The following is a 22,639-nucleotide window of genomic DNA, read 5'->3' as shown; positions in this document are numbered from 1 at the left end:
CCGCGGCTCCCCGGGCCCGCCGGCGCCCGCGCGGGCGGCCCGGTGGGCGAGCGGGAGGTCGCAGGCGATGACCTCCACCCCGTTGTCCCGGGCCCAGCGCAGGGCGACGAGCTCCGGGGAGAAGTCGGCGAACGGGTAGAAGGCGGGCCCCGCCTCCTCCTCGGGCCCGGCCGGGGCCGCCGCGAGGGCGACCGGGGCCAGGGTGGCCTCGTCCGCGAGCGGGCCGAGCCAGGGCTGGAACTCGGCGGGCAGCTCGACCAGGACGGCCTCCGGCCTGGCGGCGTCGAGCAGCGCGGGGACGACCGCGCTGAGGGACGGCGCGTGGTGGCGCACGCCGATCAGGTAGGGCCCCGGGCGGCCGGTGCCGGAGGCGGCCAGCCGGTCGGCCTCGGCCCGGACCGTCCGGTCCGCGTCGTCCGGGCGGGGGATCTCCGCGCTGCTCATCGGATCAGGCCTCCAGTGCCGAGCGGAGGTCCCACAGGGTGCGCCAGGTGGCGGCGCCCTGTTCGGCACGGCGGCGGACCGGGCCGTCCCAGTAGCCGAGCAGCCGGGCCGCGTCGGACGGCTCGTCCTTGCGGACCACGCCGAGGAGCTGGCCGGGCAGCCGGCCGAGCAGGTCCCCGCCGTCGGGCAGGTAGGCGGCGCTGACGCCGAGCGAGGTTGCGACGGAGACCGCCTCGGCGGTGCTCATCACGGTGGACGGGCGTTCGACGTCCCAGCCTTCGGTGGAGCGGCCGGTGCGCAGGTCGCGGAAGGCGGTGACCAGGGCCTCCAGGACGGCGTCGTCCACCGCGTAGGCGGCGCCGGCCCTGGCCACGGCCACGGTGGACTGGCGGCGGACCAGGTCGACCTCGGCGGCGAGGCTGCCGATCGGGCCGACCGTCTCGAAGTTGAACCGCCGCTTGAGCGCCGCGGACATCTCGCTGACGCCCTTGTCCCGCAGGTTGGCGGTGGCGATCAGGGTGAAGCCGGCCGCGGCGTGCAGCTGCCCGTCCTGGGTGCCGGCCAGCTCGGGGACGGCGATCCGCCGTTCGGAGAGCAGTGAGACCAGGGCGTCCTGCACCTCGGGCAGGCAGCGGGTGACCTCCTCGACCCGGGCGACCGCGCCGGTGGTCATCGCGGTGAGCACCGGCGAGGGGACCAGGGCCTCGCGGCTGGGCCCCTTGGCGAGCAGCAGGGCGTAGTTCCAGCCGTACTTGAGCTGGTCCTCGGTGGTGCCGGCGGTGCCCTGGACGGTCAGCGCGCTGGTGCCGCAGACGGCGACGGCGAGCAGCTCGGAGAGCATGGACTTGGCGGTGCCGGGCTCGCCGACGAGCAGCAGGCCGCGCTCGCCGGCGAGGGTGACGACGCAGCGCTCGACCAGCGCGCGTTCGCCGACGAACTTCGGCTCGATGACCAGGCCCTTGCGCCCGGCCTTGAGCTTCTCGCCGCCGCTGCCCATCACGAAGGTGACCACGGCGCGTGGGGTCAGCCGCCAGCCGGGCGGGCGCGGGCCGCCGTCGTGGGCGGCCAGGAACTCCAGTTCGGCGGCGTACTTCTCCTCGGGCGGGACGATCTGCCGGTCCGCGGGGGCGGTGGCGGTCGCACCCGTGGTGGTCTCGGTGGCGGTCATCGGCGGGCCTTCCTGCGCTTGCTGGTCCGGAGCTCTTCGTAACCGGGGGCGTCGCCGTCGACGGTCCGCTGCCAGGCCCGGGCGAACAGCTCGGGGATGGACAGCGGCACCGAAGCGGGCCGGTGGGTGTGCAGTTCGTACAGGGCGGCCTTCCAGGTCTCGGCCGGCAGCGCGGGCGACTTGGCCTCCTGCCAGCCGCCGGGCAGGAAGAGGCCTCGGCCGGCCCGGGAGCGCTTGGCCTCCAGCACCAGGTCGGTGGCGGCGAGTTCGGCGCGGGCCTTCTTCAGCCGGGCGGGCTTCCAGCCCGTCCAGCGGGCGGCGTTGCGGTCGGTCGGGTCGGGCAGGGCGAGCAGCTGGAGGTAGAGCGTGGCGGCGTCCTCGCCCAGGCCGTGGGTGCGGGACACCTCGGCGACCAGTGCGGGGACGGACAGCCGCGGGTCCTGCAGCCAGGCGGGGCCCTCGTCGGGGGCCGGCGCCACGGGGACGGAGGCGGCCAGCCGCTCCGGCTCGCCGCGCAGCACGGCCTCGACGGCCCGCCGCTCGGTCGAGTACCAGTAGCTGTTGGAGAGCCCTTCGAGCAGTTCGAGCAGCGGGTCGTCCGGCCCGGTGAGGGCGGCCGGGCGCAGCCAGACCCGTTCCGTCTCCTCGTGGTACGGGGTCAGGACGAGTGCCGGTCCGCAGCGGACCAGGCCGTCCCGGTCCGCGCCGCCCTCGGCGGGCAGGCCGAAGTGGGTGCGCAGGACGGCGGACAGCGAGGCGCCCTTGACGGTGCGCAGCAGGTCGAGGTCGAGCAGCAGCTCCGGGTCGGCCAGGCGGTCGCGCAGCGCCTCGGCGGCCGTGGGCAGCAGCGGGCGCAGCGGACTGTCGGCGGGCAGGTGGTAGGCGAGCCAGCGCAGCGCGGCGATGGTGGAGCTCAGCGCGCCGCTCCCGGGGACGGCGGACTCGTCCTCGGCGACCAGTCGCAGGCCGACCCCGTCCAACTCGCCGAGCCGGAAGCCGGTGCGGCCGGTCAGCCACGGGGTGTGGCCGGGGTTGAGCACCGCCTCGACGGTGTCGATGGGCACCCCCTGGACGGTGGCCAGGACCTCGTCGGGGAGGGTGACGAGCCGTCCGAACCGCCGGATCCACTCCTCGGCCCCGGCGGCGATGTCCGGCCCCTCGGTCCACAGGGTCTTCGGGTCGGCGGGCAGCAGGGCGCCCCAGACGGCGGCGAGGCCGTCGTGGTCGTGCCGCCGCAGCCAGTCCCTGGCGGCCTTGAACTCGGCTGTCTTGAAGTCGAGTTCGGCGGGAACGGCGACGTCCGTCCAGTACAGCAGGCCGCTCGGCGGGCTGAGCAGCAGGGCGGAGCGGGCGACGCCGATGCCGGTGAGCCGGCTGAAGGCCTCGGCCCTGGCCCGGTCGTGCGGAACGGCGCCGCGCAGTGCGGCGACCCGCCAGAACGTGGCGACCCAGGCGGCGTCGACCAGCTCCCCGGTGCCGCGCTCCTCGACCGTGGTGAAGTGCGCGACGGGCCCGAACTCCCCGCTCGGGTCGTGGTCGACGGCGAGCCAGTGCACGGTGCCGTCGGTGTACTGCCGCTGGTGGGCGAGGATGACGACGGTGCGCCCGCCGTGCCGCAGCACCTCGCCCTGGCGCTGGGCGACCGGCCGGCCACTGGTGGCGTTCACGGCCGCCGGGACCTGCTCGGCGAGGACGATCTCGCGCAGGGTGGTGCCGCGGTCGGCCAGCGGGCCCTTGGTCAGCTCGCCGAGCAGCAGGACCAGCGAGGAACGGTGGGCGGGGTCGGTGAACGGCGAGGCCACCGCGTGGGCCAGGGCGTGGACCCGGCCGAGCAGGTGCAGCCAGCCGTGGCTGACGTCGCCGTTGCGCAGGGAGACGGTGGCGGGGCTGCTCCAGCCCTCGCCGTCGGCGGCGGGCGGGGCGGTCAGCACCCCGGTGACGGCGCGCAGGTTGTTGAGCACCCAGCAGTGTTCGGAGGAGCCCCAGTTGTTGCCGAAGCCGCCGGGCTCCGGCAGCACGGCGCGCACGGCGTCGCGCAGTTCGTAGTCGCGCCCGTGCTCGGGCTGCCACTCGGTGTCCTGCTTCTTGCCCGGGCGCTCGGCCTCCGGCTGCGGGGTGAACCGGGCGATCCGGTCCAGCAGGTCGGCGGCGAGGCGGGCGATCCCGGCGACGCCGGCGAGCAGCCGCCGGTCCGCGATGCCGGGCAGGATCGCGCCGACCTCCGGGACCGGCAGGGTGCGCGGGGTGCGCCGGGCGAGCGGCCGGCGCACGCCCTGGACGGTGAGCCAGCACCGCTCGTCCTCGGGGACCGGCTCGGTGTCGACCGGCCAGGCGGCGTCGATCAGTAGGGCGGCCTGCTCGGCGGTGACGGTGCGCAGCACCTCGGAGCCGGCCTCGTCGCGCGGGCGCAGGGCGTGCCAGTGCGGGTACGGCGGGACGAGCGGGGTGCCGGCGGCGGAGAGCTCGCCGGCCCGGCAGGGGCGCAGGTCGACGGTGCGGTCGGCGTGGCCGGTGAGGTCGGGCAGGTTGAGCGAGAAGTGCTCGCCGGAGGTGTGGCTGACCACCGGGGCGGCCGCGCCGGGCAGGGCGAGCCGGCCGACCGGGACGGTGTCCGACCGGTGTCCGGTCAGCGGCAGCACGATGCGCTGCCCGTCGGCCGTGAAGGTGGTGACGGCCTTGTGCGGCTCGACCCTGGCCCAGCTGCCGAGCACGGTGCCGTCGGTGCCGAGTGGCGTGTGCTCCAGGCCGGGCTGGAGCGGCAGCAGCCAGGTGTTCTTCCGGCTGAGCCGGCCGGCCTGGGCGGTGGCGGCGATCACCGGCGGTTCGGCGGTGCGGCCCAGGGTGCCGGTGGCCGGGTCGAGTTCGCGCAGGACGGCCTCACCGTCGGAGGCGTGGCGCACCGTCCAGTAGCCGGTGCCGTCGCCGAGGACGCGGTGCTCGTCGGGCATCCGGGTGTCGCCGGCGTGCAGCGGGCGTTCGCCGGTGGTGCGGCCGCCGCCGGGCAGCTGGAGGGACGGCGGCTCCGGATCCCGGTCGCGGTAGTAGTAGCCGACGAGGGTCTCGCCCTCCAGCTCGAACTGCTCGTCCGGGCGGCTGGACCAGTACGCGAGCTGCTTGCCGTCCTGGGGCCAGACGACCAGCAGTTCGCCGTCGGCGAAGCGCAGCCTGGTCCGGTTCCGCTCGTTCGACGGCCGCTCGGGCAGGCGCAGGGTGTGCTCCAGCACGATGCCCTCCGGGCCGACCACGACGGCCCGGTCAAGACGGGTGAGCAGCAGGTTCGGCCAGGCGTCCTCGATGACCAGACCGCTCAGGCCCGCGCCGCCCAGGCTGGGGACGGGGTGCTGCGGGGCGTCGTCGGCGGGCGGGTCGGCGAGCTTGCCGAGCGCCTCCTCCAGGGCGGGCCAGCCGAGTTCGTCCAGGATGCCGGCCTGGAGGGCGTCGGTGAGCAGCGTAGTGACGTCGAGGCCGGCGACCCGGTCGGCGACGGCCGGCGCGACCGTCCGGACGGCGGTGCGGTGCTGGCCGAACGCGCGGACCAGGTCGGTGGCGGCGGCCAGGCCGCGGGCGGCGAACAGCTCCTCGGCGCGCTCCTCGGCCCACTCGGCGAACAGCTCGTTCAGCAGCGGCAGGGCGGGCACCTCGCGCTTGGCGGCCGTCGCCCAGGCGGACGGGGTGGCGCGGCGCAGCAGGGGCCGGTAGCGCTCGTCGGCGCCGACGGCGGTGAGGGCGGGGCTGTCGGGGCCGCACTCCGCGACCCAGTCGTTCAGGTCGATGCCGAGGCCGTCCGGCGGGTCGGCGACCGGCACGCCCGCGGTGAGCAGCAGGTCCAGCAGGTCGATCCGCGTCCGGCTGGCGCGGACGCCGGTGTGGAGGTCCACCGGGACGGCGTCGGCCTTGAGCCGCTCGACCATCCGGCCGGCCAGCGCGAGGGTGTCCGGGCAGCTGGGCCGGTTGCGCCAGCCGCGGCCGTGGTGGTTGCACCAGCGCTGGAGCCACGCGGCGGCGGGCTCGGCGCCCTCGGCGCGGGGGCCGGTGAGCAGGGCCTCGGCGCCGGTCTCGGTGAGGACCGCCAGCCAGGCGGTGTCGTGCGGGGCCGGGTCGGGTGAGGCCGGGTCGGGCAGCAGCTCCAGCAGGCGGGTGCGCACGGCCGCGTCGCTGCGGCCGAGCTCGACCAGTGCGCCGTGCCAGGACTTCCAGAACGCGCCGGGGGCCCGGTTGACCGCCGGGGAGTCCAGCAGTTCGGCGAGCAGCGCCCGCTCGTGCTCGGTGCGGTCCAGCCCGGCGGCCTTGACCAGTGCGCGGGCGTCCTCGGCGACTCCGGCGTACGGGGCCATGCCGGCCGCGGAGCGCTCGGTGCACAGCTGGCGGAAGCGCTGCCAGGCGGTCAGCGGGTCGAGCCGCTGGGCGAGCTCCTTGACGTACTGGCGCAGGGACTTGACGGTGAGCGCGCCGGCCAGGGCGAACTCCAGGAAGACGGCGCGCAGCCGCTCCTCGTCCACCGTCAGGCCGTACGTGCGCTCGGCGTCGCGGGCTTTGCCGAACCAGGCGGCGGCGTAGGTCTGGTTGCCGTGGCCGAGGAAGATCCGGCCGACCTCCTCGCAGAAGGTGGGCAGGAAGTGCGGGACGGCCCGGCCGAGGCGGGTGGCCAGCTCGTCGAAGCCGTCCTTGGCGGCGCCGGGCTTGGAGGTGGCCTGGCGGGCGAGCCGCTCCATCTCCTTGACCAGGGCGAGCGCGTGGTGGCCGTTGGCGGGGTCGTGGACCAGCGCCCAGGCGGGGAAGCCGAGCGCCTCCTGGCGGACCTGGCCGACCTCGGCGGGCGCGGTCTCCGGCACCAGGCCGAGGAAGTCGAGGGCGAGGTCCTCGGCCGGGCCGAGCGAGCCGGGGACGAGCCGGACGATCCGGCGCCCGTCGAGCGCGGGGTGGGTGTAGCCGCGGGCGGTGAGCACGTCGGCGGCGCTGTCGGGGCGGCCGGCGTCGGGCAGCGTACCTGCGGGGAGCACCGCCCCGGCGTCGAGCAGTTCCTCGGGTGTCGCGGTGCGGTCGGCTCCGGTGCCGGTGGTGGTCGTGGTCAGGCCGGTGGCGGTCATGCGGCTTCCTCCCCCTGGATCGTGCGGCCGGCGTGCAGGGCGGCGGCCATCCGCATGCCCTCGGACCAGGCGACCGGTCCGACCTCGGTGAGCGGCAGGGCGCGGCCGTCGGGGCCGGCCCAGCTGAGCGCGCCGGTCTCGCACGCGTCGTACTCGTAGTAGTCGCCGACCCAGACCCGGGCCTCGACGGTGCGGCCGCCCTCGGTGACCGGCTGGACGGCGGAGCCGCCGCGGACCCGGCAGCCGAGCCTGACGCAGCGCCCGACCAGCTCGCGCAGCTCGCGGTAGCGGCCGCCGGCGTAGGTGGTGACCTCGGTGCCGGCCGGCGGCTCCGCGGGCCGGTGCCAGACCTCGCGGTAGAGCTGCTGGACGCGCTGGGAGACGCCGAGCTCGACGGCGAACTCGCGCAGGTCGTCGAGGTCGTCGAGCAGGACGGGGTGCGGTATCAGGATCTCGCCGTCGGTGAGGCGCACGGTGTCGCCGTCCAGGTCGACCAGGCCGAGGCCGCGCTCGGCGTCGGCGCCGCGCAGGAAGCCGGCCACCGAGCCGTCGGTGGCGGTGACCACGAGGTCCTTCAGGACGCCCTGCCAGGCCGCGTCCGGCCACACCGCGGTGAGGACCGCGGCGGGCACCGGCAGCGATCGGACCATCCAGCGCTCGACGTCCTCCTGGCAGCCCCGCTCGTGCGCGGCCAGCCACTCGGCGAGCTGCTTGAGCTGGGTGACCACCGGGTCGTCACCGAGCTTCGACGGTACGGACTTGAGGTCGCGGCCCGCCGCGTTGCGGCACACCACCCTGCCCTCCCCGTCGAGGGCGACGCGGTACCCTCCCGCGCCCGTCTCCACCCATGCCACGGCCGTACTCCTCACACCAGGGAACGCCTGTCGGCGGTGTTGCCGACCAGCGATGCGAGGAACGTAGCGAGGGGCACTGACAACGCGACGGGCGGGGTGAACATGGGCCCTGACATGCAGAGTTCAAACCACTCGAACGAGTGATCGAAGAAGAGAAAAAGGCGGGGCGGCCGCCTCGTGGCAGCCGCCCCCGCCGGACCGGCGGATCGGTTCGGATCGGATCGGATCGGATCAGTTCGGATCAGCCGGCGGACCAACCCGGCACATCAGCCCGTTGGCGCCCTGGGTCAGCCCAGCGGCGCCCTGGGAACGATGACCGGCGCACCGTCGCCCGGCGCCGCCAGCACATGGCTGTCGATGTCGTACAGCGCCCGCACCAGCGGCGCGTCCACCACCTCGCGCGGCGGCCCGCAGGCCACCACCGCGCCGTCCCGCAGCGCGACCAGTAGGTCCGCGTAGCGGGCCGCCGCCGCGAGGTCGTGCAGCACCATGACCACCGTCCGCCCACCCGCCGCGACCCGGCGGACCAGCTCCAGGACCTCCACCGCGTGCCCGAGGTCCAGCGCGCTGGTCGGCTCGTCGAGGAGCACCACCGGGGTGTCCTGGGCGAGCACCATCGCGAGCCAGCAGCGCTGGCGCTGGCCGCCGGAGAGCCGGTCGAGGCGGCGGTCGGCCAGCTCCTCGACACCGGTGGCGCGCAGGGCCTCGGCGGTCAGCCGCTCGTCCTGCGCCGACCACTGGCGGAACAGCCCCTGGTGCGGGTGGCGGCCGTAGCGGACCAGCCCGGTGACGGTGACCGCCTCCGGGGCCTGCGGGCTCTGCGGCAGCAGGGCGATCCGGTGGGCGGCCTGGCGCGGGCGCAGCCGCCACACGTCCTCGCCGCCGACCAGGACCCGTCCGCCGTCCGGCCGGTGCAGCCGGGCCACCGCCCGCAGCAGGGTGGACTTCCCGCAGCCGTTCGGGCCGACCACCGCCACCACCTTCCCGGCCGGGACGGTCAGGTCGACGCCGCCGAGCACCGGGCGCCCCGGCCCGTAGCCGGCGCTGAGCCCCTCGATCGTCAACTCCATGGCTGCTCCCCCTCGACCCCTCTACCGGTGTCCGCTCAGTTGCCCGCGAGCGCCTTGGAGAAGTCGCCGATGACGACGTCGGCGGCGAGCGGGCCGCCCCGGGTCGACCAGACCGAACCGTCCACGGTGACGGCGTGGTTGTTCTTCACCGCGTTCAGCTCCTGGTAGGCGGGCTTGGACTGGACCTCCTTGAGCGCGGTCTTGCCGTCGTCGGTGAGGGTGGACAGGAACAGCCAGTCGCCGTCGATCTCGTTGAGCTTCTCCAGGCTCAGCGCCGGGCTGTGCGCGTTGCCGTCCTTGTCCTGCGCGGCCGGGCGGGTCAGGCCCATGTCGAGGGCGACGCCGCTGGCGAACTGCTTCTTCTCCATCCAGCTCGGGCCGGTGGGGTTCCAGCGCACGATGGAGACGGCGGCGCCCTTGTTCTTGGTGAGCTCGCCACCCGCCTTGGCGGCCTTGGCGTCGTAGTCGCCGATCACCTTGTTGGCCTGCTCCAGCTTGTTGACGGCGTTGCCGATGCCGCGGAAGGCGAGCTTCCAGTCGTCGGTGGGCGCCATGGTGACCAGCGTGGCGGGGGTGATCTCGCGCAGCTGCTTGAGCACCTGCTCGTCCTGCATGTCGCCGGCCAGGATGAGGTCGGGCTTGGCGGCGATCACCTTGTCCATCACGGGCTGGAGCAGGTTGCCGACCACCGGGATGCCCTGCACCTTGTCCTTCAGGTACGCCGGCGGCTCGGCCAGCCCCTGGCCGTTGGTGATGCCGACCGGCTTGACGCCGAGGGCGAGCACCGCGTCCAGGTCCTCCTGGGTGAGGGTGACGATCCGCTTGGGCTCGGCGGGCACCTCGACGGCCTTGCCGGTGGCGTCCTTGACGGTCCGCTTGCCGCCCGCGGCGTCCGCCTTCCCGCCGCCCGCCGCGTCGGCCGCCGGGGAGGCCGAGGCGGACGAGCCCGAGGACGAGGAGCCGGAGGAACCGCAGCCGGTGAGCAGGAGCGCGGCCGCCCCGGTGACGGCCAGCGCCTGGGCCGCACGGCGGCGGACGGGGCTGAGCGGGCGACGGGCGAACGGCATGGGTGCCTCCGGGCAACGGTGGTACGGAAGTTGTGCGGCGTCCGGGAGAGAGCGGCAGGTGGAGGTGCTCTCGGGACGACTCGACCATTAGGTTAGCCTTACCTTATGACATTGTCGCAAGCCGACGTCCACGAGGCGCCCCCCGCCGCCGCGCCGGACTCGCCGCCACCGGCCCGGCCGAGCCGCGGCTCCGACGGCACCCGCCCCATCTGGCCGGCCGTCACCGCGGCGGTGCTGCTCCTGCTCGCCCTGGCCGCGCTGTCGCTGTCGGTCGGCGCCGGCGAGGTCGGCCCGGGGCGGGTGCTGGACTACCTGCTGAACCACGACGGCGCCCGCGCGGACAGCCGGCTCGCCCTGGTCGTCGGCGACCTGCGGATGCCACGCACCGTCACCGCCCTGCTGGTCGGCGCCGCGCTCGGCGTCGCCGGGGCACAGCTCCAGTCCGTCACCCGCAACCCGCTCGCCGAGACCGGCCTGCTCGGCGTCAACGCCGGCGCCTCGCTCGGCGTCGTCGTCGGCATCGCCCTGCTCGGCGTGCAGACCTCCTTCGGCTACCTCGCCTTCGCCTTCGGCGGCGCCGTGCTCGCCAGCACCGTCGTGCTGCTGGTCGCCAGCACCAGGGGCGGCGGCTCGCCGATGCGGCTGGTGCTGGCCGGCTCCGCCGTCGCGGCGATCTTCCGCGGGCTCACCGACGTGCTGATCGTCAACTCCCCCGAGGCGTACGAGCGGTACCGGGTGTGGGTGCTCGGCTCGCTGGCCGGCGTGGAGGGCTGGACGACGCTGCGCCAGCTCGCCCCCGTGCTCGGCGCCGGGTTCCTGCTCGCCGCGCTCACCACCCGGCCGCTGACCGCGCTCGCCCTCGGCGACGACCTCGCCCGCGGCCTCGGCCACCGGCCCGGCGCCACCCGGGCCGCCGTCGCCTTCGCGGTCACCCTGCTGACCGCCTCGGCGGTCGCGCTGGCCGGCCCCGTCGCCTTCCTCGGGCTGCTCTCCGGCTTCCTCGCCCGTACCATCGCCGGCCCCAGGGTCGGCCGGCTCACCCTGCTCGCCGCACTGTTCGGCGCCGCCGTGCTGACCGGCGCGGACGTGCTCGCCCGGGTGGTGGCCAGGCCCTTCGAAGCACCGGTGTCGGTGATCGTCGCCCTGATCGGCGCCCCGGCGCTGATCGCGATCGTCCGCTCCAAGCGCTCCGCCGCCCTCGCCATGGGCGACCAGACCGAGTCCACGCCCCCCGCTCGAAGCGGGGAACCCGCCCCGCCCAGGCCGGACGTGACGCTGCGCTACGGCGCCTGGTCACTGCTGCTGCCGCACCGCGCGCTGCTGGCCTCGCTCGGCCTCACCGCCGCGCTGCTGGCCGCCGTGGTGGTCGCGGCGCACGCCGGACAGAGCGAACTCGGCCTCGGCCGCACCTTCCAGGCCGTGTTCGGCTACGGCGACCGGCTGGACGTACTGCTGGTGCAGAAGTTCAGGCTCGGCCGGATCGTCGCCGGGCTCGCCGCCGGCGCGGCCCTCGGCCTGGCCGGCTGCCTCACCCAGACCCTCGCCCGCAACCGCCTCGCCACCCCCGAACTGCTCGGCGTCAACGACGGCGCGACGGCCGCCGTACTGATCTCCGCCAGCACCGCCGGCACCTTCGGCGCCTGGTGGGCCGGACCGCTCGGCGCTCTGGTCGCCGTCCTGGTCGTCACCCTGGCCTCCGGCGGGCTCGGTGCCCGCGGCTACCGGGTACTGGTGGTCGGGCTCGCCATGTCGGCGCTCGCCTCCTCGATCATCCAGGTCGCAATGGCCCGCCGCTCGCTCAACTCCGCGGGCTCGCTGTACATCTGGACCAACGGCAGCCTCAACGGGCGGGACTTCGCCGTCGCCACTCCCGTACTGATCGGGCTGTCCGTGCTGGTACCGCTCGCGCTGGTGGTGGCCCGCCGGCTGGCGGTGCTGCGCTTCGACGACAGCGTCGCCTCCGCCCTCGGCGTCGACCCGGGCCGGGTCCGGCTCGCCTGCCTGCTGCTGGCGGTCGCGCTCGCCGGGCTGGCCGTCGGCGTCTGCGGGCCGGTCGGCTTCGTGGCGCTGGCCGCCCCGGTGATCGCCGGGCGCCTGGCCGGGCCCGCGCGGGTGCCGGTACTCGGCTCCGCGCTGACCGGCGCCCTGCTCGTCGTACTCGCGGACACCCTGGGACGGGTGCTGTTCGCCGGGGTGGAGATCCCCGTCGGCATCGTCACCACCGTCCTCGGCGGTCCCTTCCTGCTCTGGGTGCTGCTCGGCCGCAAGGGCAGCCCCGCCTAAGCCTTTTGGAGTCACTGCTGTGGAAACCCCGATCGTCGCCCCCGACCCCGACGACCCCGCCTACCGCCTGGTCACCTTCACCCACCGGGACGGCGACTGCGACGGCGTACTCGCGCTGCTGCACACCGTCACCGACAAGGACCGCCACGCCGGCGACCTGACACCACATCTGATGAACCGTCAGACCGATGGCACATGGGCGATCAGCTACCGGCTGCGCGCGGACCACCGCGCGTCCTACCAGCTCTACCCGTTCCGCGGCGAGGCCCCCGGCACCACCCGCCCCGACTGGCTGCGGGTCCTCGACCAGGCCCGCCCCGACCCGTACGACGCCGGGCCCCGGCTGCCCGCCCGCGACGGCCGCCACCCGTCCTCGGTGCTCAGCCTGCCCGCGGCGCCCGCGCAGCCGTACGTCGAGCGGCGCGACGGCGTGCCGCGCGGGCGGACGCTGGAACACACGGTGGCCGGGCGGCGGGTGGACGTCCACCTCCCGGCCGGACACCGCGCGGACGGCGGACCGTACCCGGTCGTGGTGCTGCTGGACGGCGAGATGTGGGGCGAGGTGCTGTCCGTCGGCGACACCCTCGACAACCTGACGGCGGACGGCGCGATCCCGCCGGCCGTCACCCTGCTCGTCCACACCATGGGCCCGCAGCGGCCGGACGACCTGAGCTGCAACCCGGCCTTCGTCGACCTCCTCGCCGACCGCCTCCTCCCCTGGGCCGCAACGGAGTTCGGCGCGAGCACCGACCCTTCCGCCACGGTCGTCGCGGGCCAGAGCGCGGGCGGCCTCACCGCCGCCTACGCCGCCTACCACCGCCCGGACCGCTTCGGCAACGCGCTCTGCCAGTCCGGCTCCTTCTGGTGGCCGGACGAGACCGAGTTCGACGTGGGCAGCGAATGGCTCACCCGCCGCTTCGCCGCCGAGGAACGGCGCCCGGCCCGCTTCTGGATCGAGGTCGGCCTCCAGGAGTGGATGCTTCTCAGTCAGAACCGCCACCTGCGCGACGTCCTCACCGCCCGCGGCTACGACCTCACCTACCGCGAGTTCAACGGCGGCCACGACTACGCCTGCTGGCGCGGCGGGCTGGCGGACGGGCTGGTGGACCTCCTCGGACGGCCTCAGCGGCACGCATGAGGCCGTCGGCAACGACGACGGGTGCCTCACCAGCAACACCAAGGGCGTCGTCCTCGGCGTCCGGCAGTGCATCGGCGAGGACAACCGTCGCTCGCGCATCGCCGCCTGGTCCCCCTCGCGTGACCCTGACCGCCGGATCGGCCCCTGCCGGGCCGGCGGTCACCCGTAGGGATGGGTTTCGGTCGATTCGCACACCTTCGGGCCGGATAAGACCGGACCCCAACTCGCTCTCACCGCCGAGGACTGGTCCGACTTCGTCGAGTTCGTCCGCAACGCTTCCCCCCAGACCGACTGAGGCCGCCGCCGACCCCGTGCTAGCGTCCCCGGGGCGGCGCAGTGGCGTCGGCCCCGGACGAGACGTGCGCCGTACCCGGTCCGCCAAGACGACGCACTCTGGAGGCGTCATGTCCGCTGCCGGCACTCCGAGCGCCCGCCCCCTGGACGTGCGGTGGATCCACGGTTCCCCGTCCGCGAAGCACAACACCGATCCGGACATCCAGGTCCACGCGTACGACGAGCACACCGTCATCCTGCGGCAGAACAAGGCGGTCCACTACGAGGCTCCGTTCCTGTTCCTGCTGTTCGGGACGGAGCGGGCCGTGCTGATCGACACCGGGGCGACGGCCGAGGCCGCGTACTTCCCGCTGCGCGCGACCGTCGACGAGCTGATCGCGGAGTGGCTCGCCGACAACCCCCGACCCGGCGGCGACTACCCGCTGCTGGTGCTGCACACCCACCCGCACGGTGACCACGTCGCCGGGGACGGCCAGTTCGCCGGCCGGCCCTCGACCACCCTGGTCGGCGCCGGACTCGCCACCGCCTGGCCGTACTTCGGCTTCGACCGGGACGAGGAGGCGGTGGCCCGGGTCGACCTCGGCGGCGGGCGGGTGCTGAAGTGCCTGGCCACGCCGGGACACCACGAGGCCTCGGTGACCTACTACGACCCGTGGACGGGCTTCCTGCTCACCGGCGACACCGTCTACCCGGGGCGGCTGTACATCAACGACTGGCCTGCCTTCGGGCGGACCGTCGAACGGCTGGTCGCGTTCACCGAGAGCCACCCGGTGACCCATGTGCTCGGCTGCCACATCGAGATGACCCGCGCCCCGGGCGTCGACTACCCCATCCGCACCACCCACCAGCCCGACGAGCCGCCGCTCCAGCTCACCCCCGCCCACCTGCACCGGATCCGCGACGCCGTCACCGAACTCGGCGACCGGCCGCGCCGGTACCCGCTGGACGACCTGATCCTCTGGCCGCACGACTGAGCGCCGAGGCCGCTCAGTCCCGGTAGGGCACCAGCCGGGCCAGGTCCAGCTCGAAGTCGAACGGCGCGGGAATGCGGATCCTCTCCCCGAACTCCCGTTCCGTCCTGGTGTGGTAGCGGTCGCGGTCGGGCTCGGAGAACAGCGTCACGGTCTTCTGCCGAGGGTCCACGATCAGGTAGAGCGGGAAGCCCATCCGCGGGTAGTCGCGGACCTTTCCGCTCCAGTCGTTGTCGGGGTTGGACGGCGACACGACCTCGACCGCGACCAGCGCCAGGTCCGCGGGGATCTCGCGGCCCAGCTCGATGACGTCCTCGGGCAGGTAGGTGAGGTCGGGGTTGCGCACGGTGCCGAGTTCGGGCGAGGAGAGGTCGCTGTTCCCGGTCGGGAAGTAGCCGGGCGGGCAGTGCGCCTCGAACTGTCGCTGGACGATCGCCAGGTCGAGCTGGTGGATCGGCGGCGGCGACGCCTGCATCACGATGACGTCGCCGGACAGCTCTGCCTTGTAGCCGTCCGGCAGACTGCGGCGGGCCTCTTCGAGCAGGCGGTAGTGCTCAAGGGTCATGGTCGTTCCTCCGGTGCTCCGACCACCGTACGGCAGTGGCAGCCGCCGGCCCGAGTGGCTTGTCCGCCACCCGAGTGAACGTCAGACTTGCCCCATGGCAGATGATCGGACCGCCCGGCTCCTCGTAGCCGGCCTCGGCCTCGTGTTCGTCCAGACCGGCGCCGGCGCCATGCCGACCGCCGTCGAGGTGCCGCTGCGCGTGGTCTCGGTGGCCGCGTTCCTCCCCCTGATCGGGGTCGGGAAGCGCTGGGGCGGCAGGGAGGGGGCTCCGCTGGGCCTCGGCCTCGGGCGGAACCAGTGGTACCTCGCGGGCTCCGCGGCAGCCGTGGCCCTCCTCGGGGCCTGGGCGGCCGACCAGCTCCTGCACACCCCGCAGGCCGCCGGAGCGTGGTTCGCCGCCGTGGCGGGTGCGTACCTCGTCGTCCTCGCCGCCCTCCGGCCGCTGCCCGCGCTGCGCGTCCTCGGCGGCGCGATGGCCCTGTGCGGGGCGGCCGGGCTGGCGCTGGCCTTCGGCGGCGTCTCGGCGGCCGCCGTCGGCGCCGTCACCGGAATCGCCCCCGGGGCGCTGTTCCTGGGCACGGTGTGGTGGTGGTCCGCCCGGCCGCAGCGCGCGCCCGAGCGGACCACCATGTGAGGGTTCAGTCCTCCGGGGGTGGCCCCGGGGCCTCGGCCGGGAGGCGGAGGGCCAGCAGCGCGCCGGCGGCGACCAGGGCGGCGGTGAGCAGCAGTGCGAGGCGGTACGGCCCGGCGCCCGCGCCGTCGTCGACCGCGCCGATCAGCGCCGCCGTGGCGGCGATGCCGAGGGCGCCGCCGAGGGTGCGCAGGATGGTGAACAGGCCCATCGCGCGGCCCATCGCGGGCGGTGGGACGTCGGCGAAGCCGGCGATCTGCACGGTGAGGACGGCGGTGCCCAGGATCAGGCCGACGGCGAACATCAACGCCCGTACGGCCCACGGGTTCTCCGCGAAGCCGAGGGCGGCCAGCACCGCCGCCGCCAGCAGCAGCCCGGGCAGGGCGAGCCGGCGCGGGCCGAGCCGCGGCAGCAGGCGGTCCACCACCTGGGAGGCGGCCATCAGGCCGATCGCCTCGGGGAAGACGCTCAGCCCCGCGTCCAGCGCCGACGCGCCGCGCACGGCCTGGACGAGCAGCGGCAGCGCGAACAGCGCGCCCATCAGCCCGGCCGAGGTCAGCAGGGCCAGCCAGCTCGCGGCGCCGAAGGTGCGGTCGGCGAGCAGCCGAAGGTCCACCAGCGGTTCGGGCGCGCGGAGTTGGTGGCGTACGGCCGCTCCCAGCAGGGCCAGGCCGAGCAGTCCGCCGAGGGCCACCCCCGGGGAGGTCCAGCCGTGCGCCGGGCCGAAGCCCAGGGCGTAGGTCAGCAGGCCGAGGCCCGGGGTGGCGAGCAGGAAGCCGGTGGTGTCGAAGCGGCCGGCCGGCGGCTCCTCCTCGCCGCGCAGGCCGATCAGGCCGATGAGCACAGCCGCCGCCCCGATCGGCACGTTGACCAGGAACAGCCAGTGCCACGACAGGTGTTCGGTGAGGAAACCGCCGAGCGGCGGCCCGAGGGCGGGCATCAGCGCGGTCGGGACGATCAGGAAACGGCCCAGGCCGGCCCGCTCGTGCGGGGCGAAGGCCCGGAACAGCAGGGTCATCCCGACCGGGGTGAGCAGGCCTCCGGCCACCCCCTGGACGGCCCGGGCGGCCGACAGCGTGCCCAGTCCCGGTGCCGCCGCGCAGAGCGCGGAGACGAGGGTGAAGGCGGCGAGCGAGCCGAGGAAGACCCGCTTGACGCCGTACCGGTCGCCGAGCCAGCCGGCCACCGGCAGTCCGAGGGCGAGGCCGACCAGGAAGGCGGTCTCCACGGCGTTGGCCGCCGAGACGGGCCGGCCGAAGTCCTCGGCGATGCTGAACAGTGCCGGGTTGACGATGGTCGAGTCCAGGCCGTTCATGCACATCGCGGCCGTGTAGACGACCACCACCGCGACGCGCCCCGCGAGCAGGGGGCGCGCCGGGGTCCCGACCGCCGGAGGGGTCACAGGGTGGTCCAGTGCGCGCTGATCCACTCCAGGGCGGCCGCGCGCTCGCACGGGCCGTGGGCGACGCTCCAGCCGGCCGGGACGGCGGCGAAGGCGGGCCACAGGGAGTGCTGTCCCTCGGGGTTGACGAGTGCGAGGAACGCGCCGTCGGCGTCGAAGGGGTTGGCGGGGGCGTCACTCATCGGTGGTCTTCTCCATCGTCGGTCTTCTTCGGGAGGTCGGCGAGGTGGTCGGCGATCACGCTCGCGATGTGCGCGATCGGGGCGGGCAGGGTCATGTCCTTGTGGGAGCAGGCCACGTCGGTGTTGGCGATCAGGCCGGACACGTACGGCTCCCAGAGTTCGGGCACCAGGGTCTCGTCGATGGTGTCGACGGTGGCGCGGAAGAACAGCACGTCGCCCTCGAAGCGGCGGTGGTCGTAGCCGCGCACCAGGTGGTTGGTGTTGAGGTAGATCTCGTTCAGCGCGGCCACGGTGGCCTCGTCGAGTCCGGCGAGCGGGCTGCCCTCGCGGCGCAGCACCTCGGTGACGGCGCCGAGTTCGAGCGGGAGCCCGTCCAGATCCTCAGGTCCGAAGCCGCCCATGGTGAGCAGCGCCTCCAGCGCCTCGGCCCGGTCGGGGACGGGCAGTTCGCGGAAGCCCTCGGCCGGGTAGGCGTCCAGGACGGCGAGCAACTCGACGTCCTGGCCGAGCTCCTGGAGCCGGACGGCCACCGCGTGCGCGATGATCCCGCCGGTGGACCAGCCGAGCAGCCGGTACGGGCCCTCGGGCTGGACCTCGCGCAGCCGGTCCGCGTAGTGCGCGGCCAGTTCCTCCAGCGTCGCGGGCAGCGGGAGCCCGGCGGTGGCGGCGCCGACGCCCTGGGCCTGGAGGCCGTAGATCGGGATGTCGCCGGGCAGGTTGCGGATCAGGCCGGTGTAGCACCAGCTGAGGCCGCCGGCCGGGTGGACGGCGAACAGCGGGCGCTGCCGGCCGGGGGCGACGGGCCGCAACGGGAGCAGTACGTCCAGGGCGTCGGCGTCCGGCGCGCCCGCCGCGAGGGCGGCGTCCAGGGCGGCCACCGTGGACGCCTGGAACAGCGCGCCGATGCCGACCTCCAGTCCGAGCACCTCGCGGATCCGTCCGGCGAGCCGCACGACCAGCAGCGAGTGCCCGCCGAGCGCGAAGAAGTCGTCCTCGACGCCGACCGCGGCCACGCCCAGCACCTCGGCGAACAGTTCGCACAGCTGCTGCTCGCGCGGGGTGCGCGGCGGGCGTCCGGCGCCCGCCGCGGGGGCCTCGGGGGCGGGCAGGGCGCGGCGGTCGAGCTTGCCGTTGGCGGTCAGCGGGAGGCGGTCGAGCAGCACCACGGCGGAGGGCACCATGTGGACGGGCAGTCCGGCGGCGGCGTGGGCGCGCAGTTCCTCCGGCGTGGCGCCGGCGGCGACCGCGTAGCCGACCAGCCGCTTGTCCCCCGGCACGTCCTCGCGGACCACCACGGCGGCGTCGGCGACGGCCGGGTGGGCGGCCAGCACGGCCTCGATCTCGCCGAGTTCGATCCGGAAGCCGCGCAGCTTGACCTGCTGGTCGGCGCGGCCGAAGTACTCCAGCACACCGTCGGCGCGGCGCCGGGCGAGGTCCCCGGAGCGGTACATCCGGGTGCCGCGCTCGCCGAACAGCCCGGCGTACGGGTCGGCGACGAACCGGGTGGCGGTCAGCTCGGGGCGGCCGAGGTAGCCGCGGGCCAGGCCCGCCCCGGCCACGTACATCTCGCCGGTGACGCCGGGCGGGACGGGCTGGAGGTGCTGGTCGAGGACGTAGACCCGCAGGTCGGGGATGTTGACGCCGATGGTGCTGCTGCTCCCGGCGGCGGCGCTCGCCCGGTCGAGGGCGACGTACGAGACGTGCACGGTGGTCTCGGTGATGCCGTACATGTTGACCAGCGTGGGCGCGTCCTCGGCGTGCCGGTCGTACCAGTCGTCCAGTCGGCCGAGTTCGAGCGCCTCGCCGCCGAACACCACGTAGCGCAGGGCGAGTTCGCTGCCGGGGCGGACCCGGTCGGCGGCGCTCAGCTGGTAGAAGGCGGACGGCGTCTGGTTGAGCACGGTGACCCGCTCGCGGGCGAGCAGGTCGAGGAAGGCCGCCGGGTCGCGGCTGACCAGGTGCGGGACGACGACCAGCCGGCCGCCGTGCAGCAGGGCGCCCCACAGCTCCCAGACCGAGAAGTCGAAGGCGTAGGAGTGGAACAGCGTCCAGACGTCCTCGGCGCCGAAGCCGAACCAGTGGTCGGTGGCGCCGAACAGCCGGACCACGTTGTGGTGGGTGACCGGCACGCCCTTGGGCTTTCCGGTGGAGCCGGAGGTGTAGATGACGTACGCGGTGTCCTCGGCGCGCAGCGGGCGGATGCGCTCGTGCTGCGCCAGCGGGGTGGCCGGGAAGGCGGCGGACTCGGGCCCGTCGACCAGGAGTTGACGTACCTCGTGGGCGGGCAGCCGGGGCGCGGTGGCGCGGTCGGTGAGCAGGGCGGCGGGGGAGGCGTCGGCCAGCATGTAGGCGAGCCGGTCGGCCGGGTAGTCCGGGTCGAGCGGCAGGTACGCGGCGCCGGACTTGGCCACCGCCAGCAGGGCGACGACGAGTTCGAGCGAGCGGGGCAGGGCGAGCGCGACGATGGTGCCGGGGCCGATGCCCTCGGCGGCCAGCAGCCGGGCCAGCCGGTCGGCGCGGGCGGCGAGTTCGGTGTAGTCGAGCTGTTCGTCCCGGTAGTTGACGGCGACGGCCTCCGGGTTGGCGGCGGCGGCCGCCTCGAACAGCTCGGGCAGGGTCGCGCTCGGGGCGGTGGTGACGGGGGCGCCGTTCCACTCGACCAGGGCGCGCCGCCGCTCCTCCTCGCCGATCAGCGGCAGCCGGCCGATCGGGGTGTCGGGGGCGCTCGCGGCGGCGGTGAGCAGCCGGGCCAGGCGCTCGCCGAGGGCGGCCACGGTGGTGGCGTCGAAGAGGTCGGTGCGGTACTCCAGGAAGCCGCCGATGCCGCCGCCGGGCAGCTCGCCGGCGTTGAGGGTGAGGTCGAACTTGGCGGTGCCGCTGGGGATCGCGGCGATGTCGGCGGTGAGGCCGCCGCCCAGCGCGACCCGCTCGTCCGGGCGGCTCTGCCAGGCGAGCATCACCTGGAACAGCGGGTGCCGGGCGAGCGAGCGGGCCGGGTTGAGTGCCTCGACCAGCCGGTCGAAGGGCAGTTCGGCGTTCTCCTGGGCGGCGAGCACGGTGCCGCGGACCCGGGCCAGCAGCTCGCGGAAGGTGGGGTCACCCGACGTGTCGGTGCGCAGCACCACCGAGTTGACGAAGTAGCCGACCAGGGCGGCCGTCTCCTCGTCCTCGCGGCCGGCCACCGGGGTGCCGACCGGGATGTCGGTGCCGCCGCCGTGCCGGCTGAGCAGGGCGGCGAGCCCGGCCTGGACGGCCATGAAGACGGTGCTCCCGGCGGCCCGGGCGAGCCCGGCCAGGGCGGTGTGCGCCTCGGCGCCGAGGGCGAAGGGCACGGTGTCGCCCCGGTGGTCCGCGACGGCCGGGCGGGGGCGGTCGAGGGGCAGCTCCAGCTGGTCGGGCAGTCCGGCGAGTGCGGCGCGCCAGTGCTCGGTCTGCCGGACGGCGAGCGGGCTGGGCGCGTCGGCAGTGCCGAGCCGTTCCCGCTGCCAGACCGCGTGGTCGGCGAACTGGAAGGCGAGCTGCGGCAGTTCGGGAGCCCGTCCGGCGATCCTGGCGGTGTAGGCGGTGGCCAGGTCGCGCAGCAGCGGGGTGGTGGAGGCGCCGTCGCCCGCGATGTGGTGGAGCAGCAGGAGGAGGGTGTGCCGCTCCGCGCCGTCGGCGACACCGGCCGCAGCCGAACCGGTGAACAGCGTGACGCGCAGCGGCGGTTCGGCGGTCAGGTCGAAGGCGTACCGGACGGCCTCGGACAACTCGGACGACTCGGCGGTGCCGTCGTGCGGTTCGACGGCCGCGGGCGGCAGGATGCGCTGGTACGGCGTGCCGTCCGGCTCCTCCCCGTAGACGGTGCGCAGCACCTCGTGCCGGGCGACGACGTCGCCGAGGGCGAGGGCGAGGGCGCTCCGGTCGAGCGGGCCGGTGAGGGTGAGCGCGAACGGGATGTTGTAGGTGGGGCTGGGGCCTTCGAGCCGGTGCAGGAACCAGAGGCCGCGCTGGGCGGGCGAGAGCGGCATCCGCTCGGTGCGCGGCACCGACACCGGGGCGGGACGGCGCCCGGCCTCGGTGCCCTCGCCGCGGGCCTCTTCGAGCAGGGCGGCGAGACCGGCCGGGGTCGACTGCCGGAACACGTCGGCGAAGCCCACCGGGGCGGCGAAGGTGTCGCGCAGCCGGGCGGCGAGGCGGCCGGCGAGCAGCGAGTGGCCGCCGAGGTCGAAGAAGGAGGTGTCCCGTCCCGGCGCCTGCGGCAGGCCGAGGACCTCCGCGAACAGGCCGCAGACCAGTTCCTCCCCGGGCGTGGCCGCGGCGGCGCCCTCGGTGGTGGCGGCGGGCTCGGGCAGGGCGCGGTGGTCGAGCTTGTCGTGGCCGGTGCGCGGCAGTTCGTCCAGCAGCAGGACGGCCGCCGGGACCATGTGCGCGGGCAGCCGGGCGGCGAGCGCGGCGCGCAGCCCGTCCGGGTCCGGCGCGCTGCCGCTCTCGGGGACGGCGTAGCCGAGCAGGCGCTTGCCCTGCGGGCCGGGGCGGGCGATCACCACGGCCTGGGCGACGCCGGGCAGTTCGGCGAGGACGGCGGCGATCTCGCCGGGTTCGATCCGGAAGCCGCGGATCTTCACCTGGTCGTCGGCCCGGCCGAGGAACTCCAGGGTGCTTCCCCCGGCCACGGGGCGGCGGCGGGCGAGGTCGCCGGTGCGGTACATCCGGCTGCCGGGCGGGCCGAAGGGGTCGGCGAGGAAGCGCTCGGCGGTGAGGTCGGGGCGGCCGAGGTAGCCGCGGGCCAGGCAGGCGCCGGCCACGTACAGCTCGCCGGTGACGCCGTCGGGCACGGGGCGCAGCGAGCCGTCCAGGACGTAGGCGCGGGAGCCGCGCACCACCCGGCCGTGCGGGGCGCCGTCCGGGCCCGGGGTCCAGGCGTAGGCGTCGACGGTGGTCTCGGTCGGGCCGTAGAGGTCGACCGGGTGCAGGCCGGGGACGGCGGTCAGGCGCTGCCAGAGGGCGGGCGGGGTGGCCTCGCCGCCGACCACGAGGACGGACGGGCGGTGCCGGCCCTCGTCCAGGATGCCCTCGGCGAGGAGGACTTCGAGGTAGGAGGGGGTGAGGTCGAGGTAGTCGATGCGCTCGCGGTCGAGGTGGGCGGCGAGGGCGGCCGGGTCGCGGTAGGTGGTGTCGTCCAGGAGGTGGAGCTCGTGGCCGTGGACCATCCAGAGCACCGGGTCCCAGGAGGCGTCGAAGGCGAACGAGGCGCTGTGGGCGACGCGCAGCCGCTCGCGGCCGGTGCGCCGCACGGCGGGGGCGATGTGGTCCTCGCCGAGGCCGGCGTGCAGGTTGGCCAGCGAGGCGTGGGTGACCACCACGCCCTTGGGGCGGCCGGTGGAGCCCGAGGTGTGCAGCACGTAGGCGGGCTGGTCGGGTCGGGGAGCGGGCAGGGCGGCGGCGGGCAGGGCGGCGGCGGGCTCGTCGTCGGCGTCGTCCGGCCGGAGGGTGGGCAGGCC

At 75.3% G+C, this 22,639-nt stretch carries 13 protein-coding genes, 1 pseudogene and 1 riboswitch; of the genes and pseudogenes, 4 read left to right on the top strand and 10 right to left on the bottom strand.

Annotated elements, in window-relative coordinates; translation table 11 throughout:
• From BU198_RS05405 to BU198_RS05380, 6 genes are all read right to left on the bottom strand, one after another.
• The coding region (locus BU198_RS05405) for a DUF5682 family protein (protein WP_223243961.1) at positions 1–444 on the bottom strand (444 nt) is incomplete at its 3' end.
• Between the two features lie 4 nt (positions 445–448).
• On the bottom strand, positions 449–1,612 hold the full coding sequence (locus BU198_RS05400) for an ATP-binding protein (protein WP_188295685.1): 1,164 nt from the start codon (positions 1,610–1,612) through the stop codon (positions 449–451).
• Positions 1,609–6,699: a hypothetical protein gene (locus tag BU198_RS05395; protein WP_223243960.1), complete on the bottom strand. Its 5,091-nt coding sequence runs from the start codon at positions 6,697–6,699 to the stop codon at positions 1,609–1,611. Before BU198_RS05395 ends, BU198_RS05400 begins: the two co-directional genes overlap by 4 nt.
• Positions 6,696–7,553, bottom strand: coding sequence for a DUF4132 domain-containing protein (locus BU198_RS05390; protein WP_411293143.1), 858 nt, complete (start codon positions 7,551–7,553; stop codon positions 6,696–6,698). Before BU198_RS05390 ends, BU198_RS05395 begins: the two co-directional genes overlap by 4 nt.
• A 287-nt stretch (positions 7,554–7,840) precedes the next feature.
• Positions 7,841–8,623: an ABC transporter ATP-binding protein gene (locus BU198_RS05385; protein ID WP_188295684.1), complete on the bottom strand. Its 783-nt coding sequence runs from the start codon at positions 8,621–8,623 to the stop codon at positions 7,841–7,843.
• A 35-nt stretch (positions 8,624–8,658) separates the two neighbouring features.
• The gene (locus BU198_RS05380) at positions 8,659–9,690 is read right to left on the bottom strand and encodes an ABC transporter substrate-binding protein (RefSeq protein WP_188295683.1); all 1,032 of its coding nucleotides are present in this window, start codon (positions 9,688–9,690) and stop codon (positions 8,659–8,661) included.
• 105 nt (positions 9,691–9,795) lie between these two features.
• On the opposite strand from BU198_RS05380, the gene fhuB reads away from it, so the two are divergent.
• The 3 genes and pseudogenes from fhuB to BU198_RS05365 all read left to right on the top strand — a co-directional run bounded on the left by fhuB (position 9,796) and on the right by BU198_RS05365 (position 14,379).
• Positions 9,796–11,973, top strand: coding sequence for a Fe(3+)-hydroxamate ABC transporter permease FhuB (gene fhuB / locus BU198_RS05375; protein WP_188295682.1), 2,178 nt, complete (start codon positions 9,796–9,798; stop codon positions 11,971–11,973).
• A gap of 10 nt (positions 11,974–11,983) precedes the next feature.
• Positions 11,984–13,111: pseudogene (gene fes / locus BU198_RS05370) on the top strand (enterochelin esterase); the annotation flags it as partial.
• 325 nt (positions 13,112–13,436) lie between these two features.
• Positions 13,437–13,504, top strand: a riboswitch (guanidine-III (ykkC-III) riboswitch).
• 11 nt (positions 13,505–13,515) lie between these two features.
• Positions 13,516–14,379, top strand: a complete 864-nt coding sequence (locus BU198_RS05365; RefSeq protein ID WP_188295680.1) for an MBL fold metallo-hydrolase — start codon at positions 13,516–13,518, stop codon at positions 14,377–14,379.
• A 13-nt stretch (positions 14,380–14,392) separates the two neighbouring features.
• On the opposite strand, the gene BU198_RS05360 is transcribed toward BU198_RS05365, so the two are convergent.
• Positions 14,393–14,941 carry a Uma2 family endonuclease gene (locus tag BU198_RS05360; RefSeq protein ID WP_188295679.1) on the bottom strand — a complete coding sequence of 183 codons (549 nt, stop codon included), beginning with the start codon at positions 14,939–14,941 and terminating at the stop codon, positions 14,393–14,395.
• Between the two features lie 94 nt (positions 14,942–15,035).
• On the opposite strand from BU198_RS05360, the gene BU198_RS05355 reads away from it, so the two are divergent.
• A complete protein-coding gene (locus tag BU198_RS05355; protein ID WP_188295678.1) occupies positions 15,036–15,575 on the top strand; it encodes a hypothetical protein in 540 nt (179 codons plus the stop codon).
• A 4-nt stretch (positions 15,576–15,579) separates the two neighbouring features.
• Here BU198_RS05355 and BU198_RS05350 read toward each other — a convergent pair whose 3' ends face one another.
• The 3 genes from BU198_RS05350 to BU198_RS05340 all read right to left on the bottom strand — a co-directional run.
• On the bottom strand, positions 15,580–16,974 hold the full coding sequence (locus BU198_RS05350; RefSeq protein WP_317619976.1) for a DHA2 family efflux MFS transporter permease subunit: 1,395 nt from the start codon (positions 16,972–16,974) through the stop codon (positions 15,580–15,582).
• The gene (locus tag BU198_RS05345; protein ID WP_188295677.1) at positions 16,971–17,156 is read right to left on the bottom strand and encodes an MbtH family protein; all 186 of its coding nucleotides are present in this window, start codon (positions 17,154–17,156) and stop codon (positions 16,971–16,973) included. The genes BU198_RS05350 and BU198_RS05345 overlap by 4 nt, the downstream gene beginning before the upstream one ends.
• Positions 17,153–22,639, bottom strand: a 5,487-nt coding sequence (locus tag BU198_RS05340) for an amino acid adenylation domain-containing protein (RefSeq protein ID WP_188295676.1), incomplete at its 5' end; no start/stop codon positions are given. The genes BU198_RS05345 and BU198_RS05340, both read right to left, overlap by 4 nt.

Origin of the sequence: Streptomyces sp. CBMA156 (genome assembly GCF_014596515.1) — a bacterium.
Taxonomy (GTDB): Bacteria; Actinomycetota; Actinomycetes; order Streptomycetales; family Streptomycetaceae; genus Kitasatospora.
The sequence above is the reverse complement of the archived record's forward strand: the minus strand, read 5'-3'. Positions and strand labels throughout refer to the sequence as shown.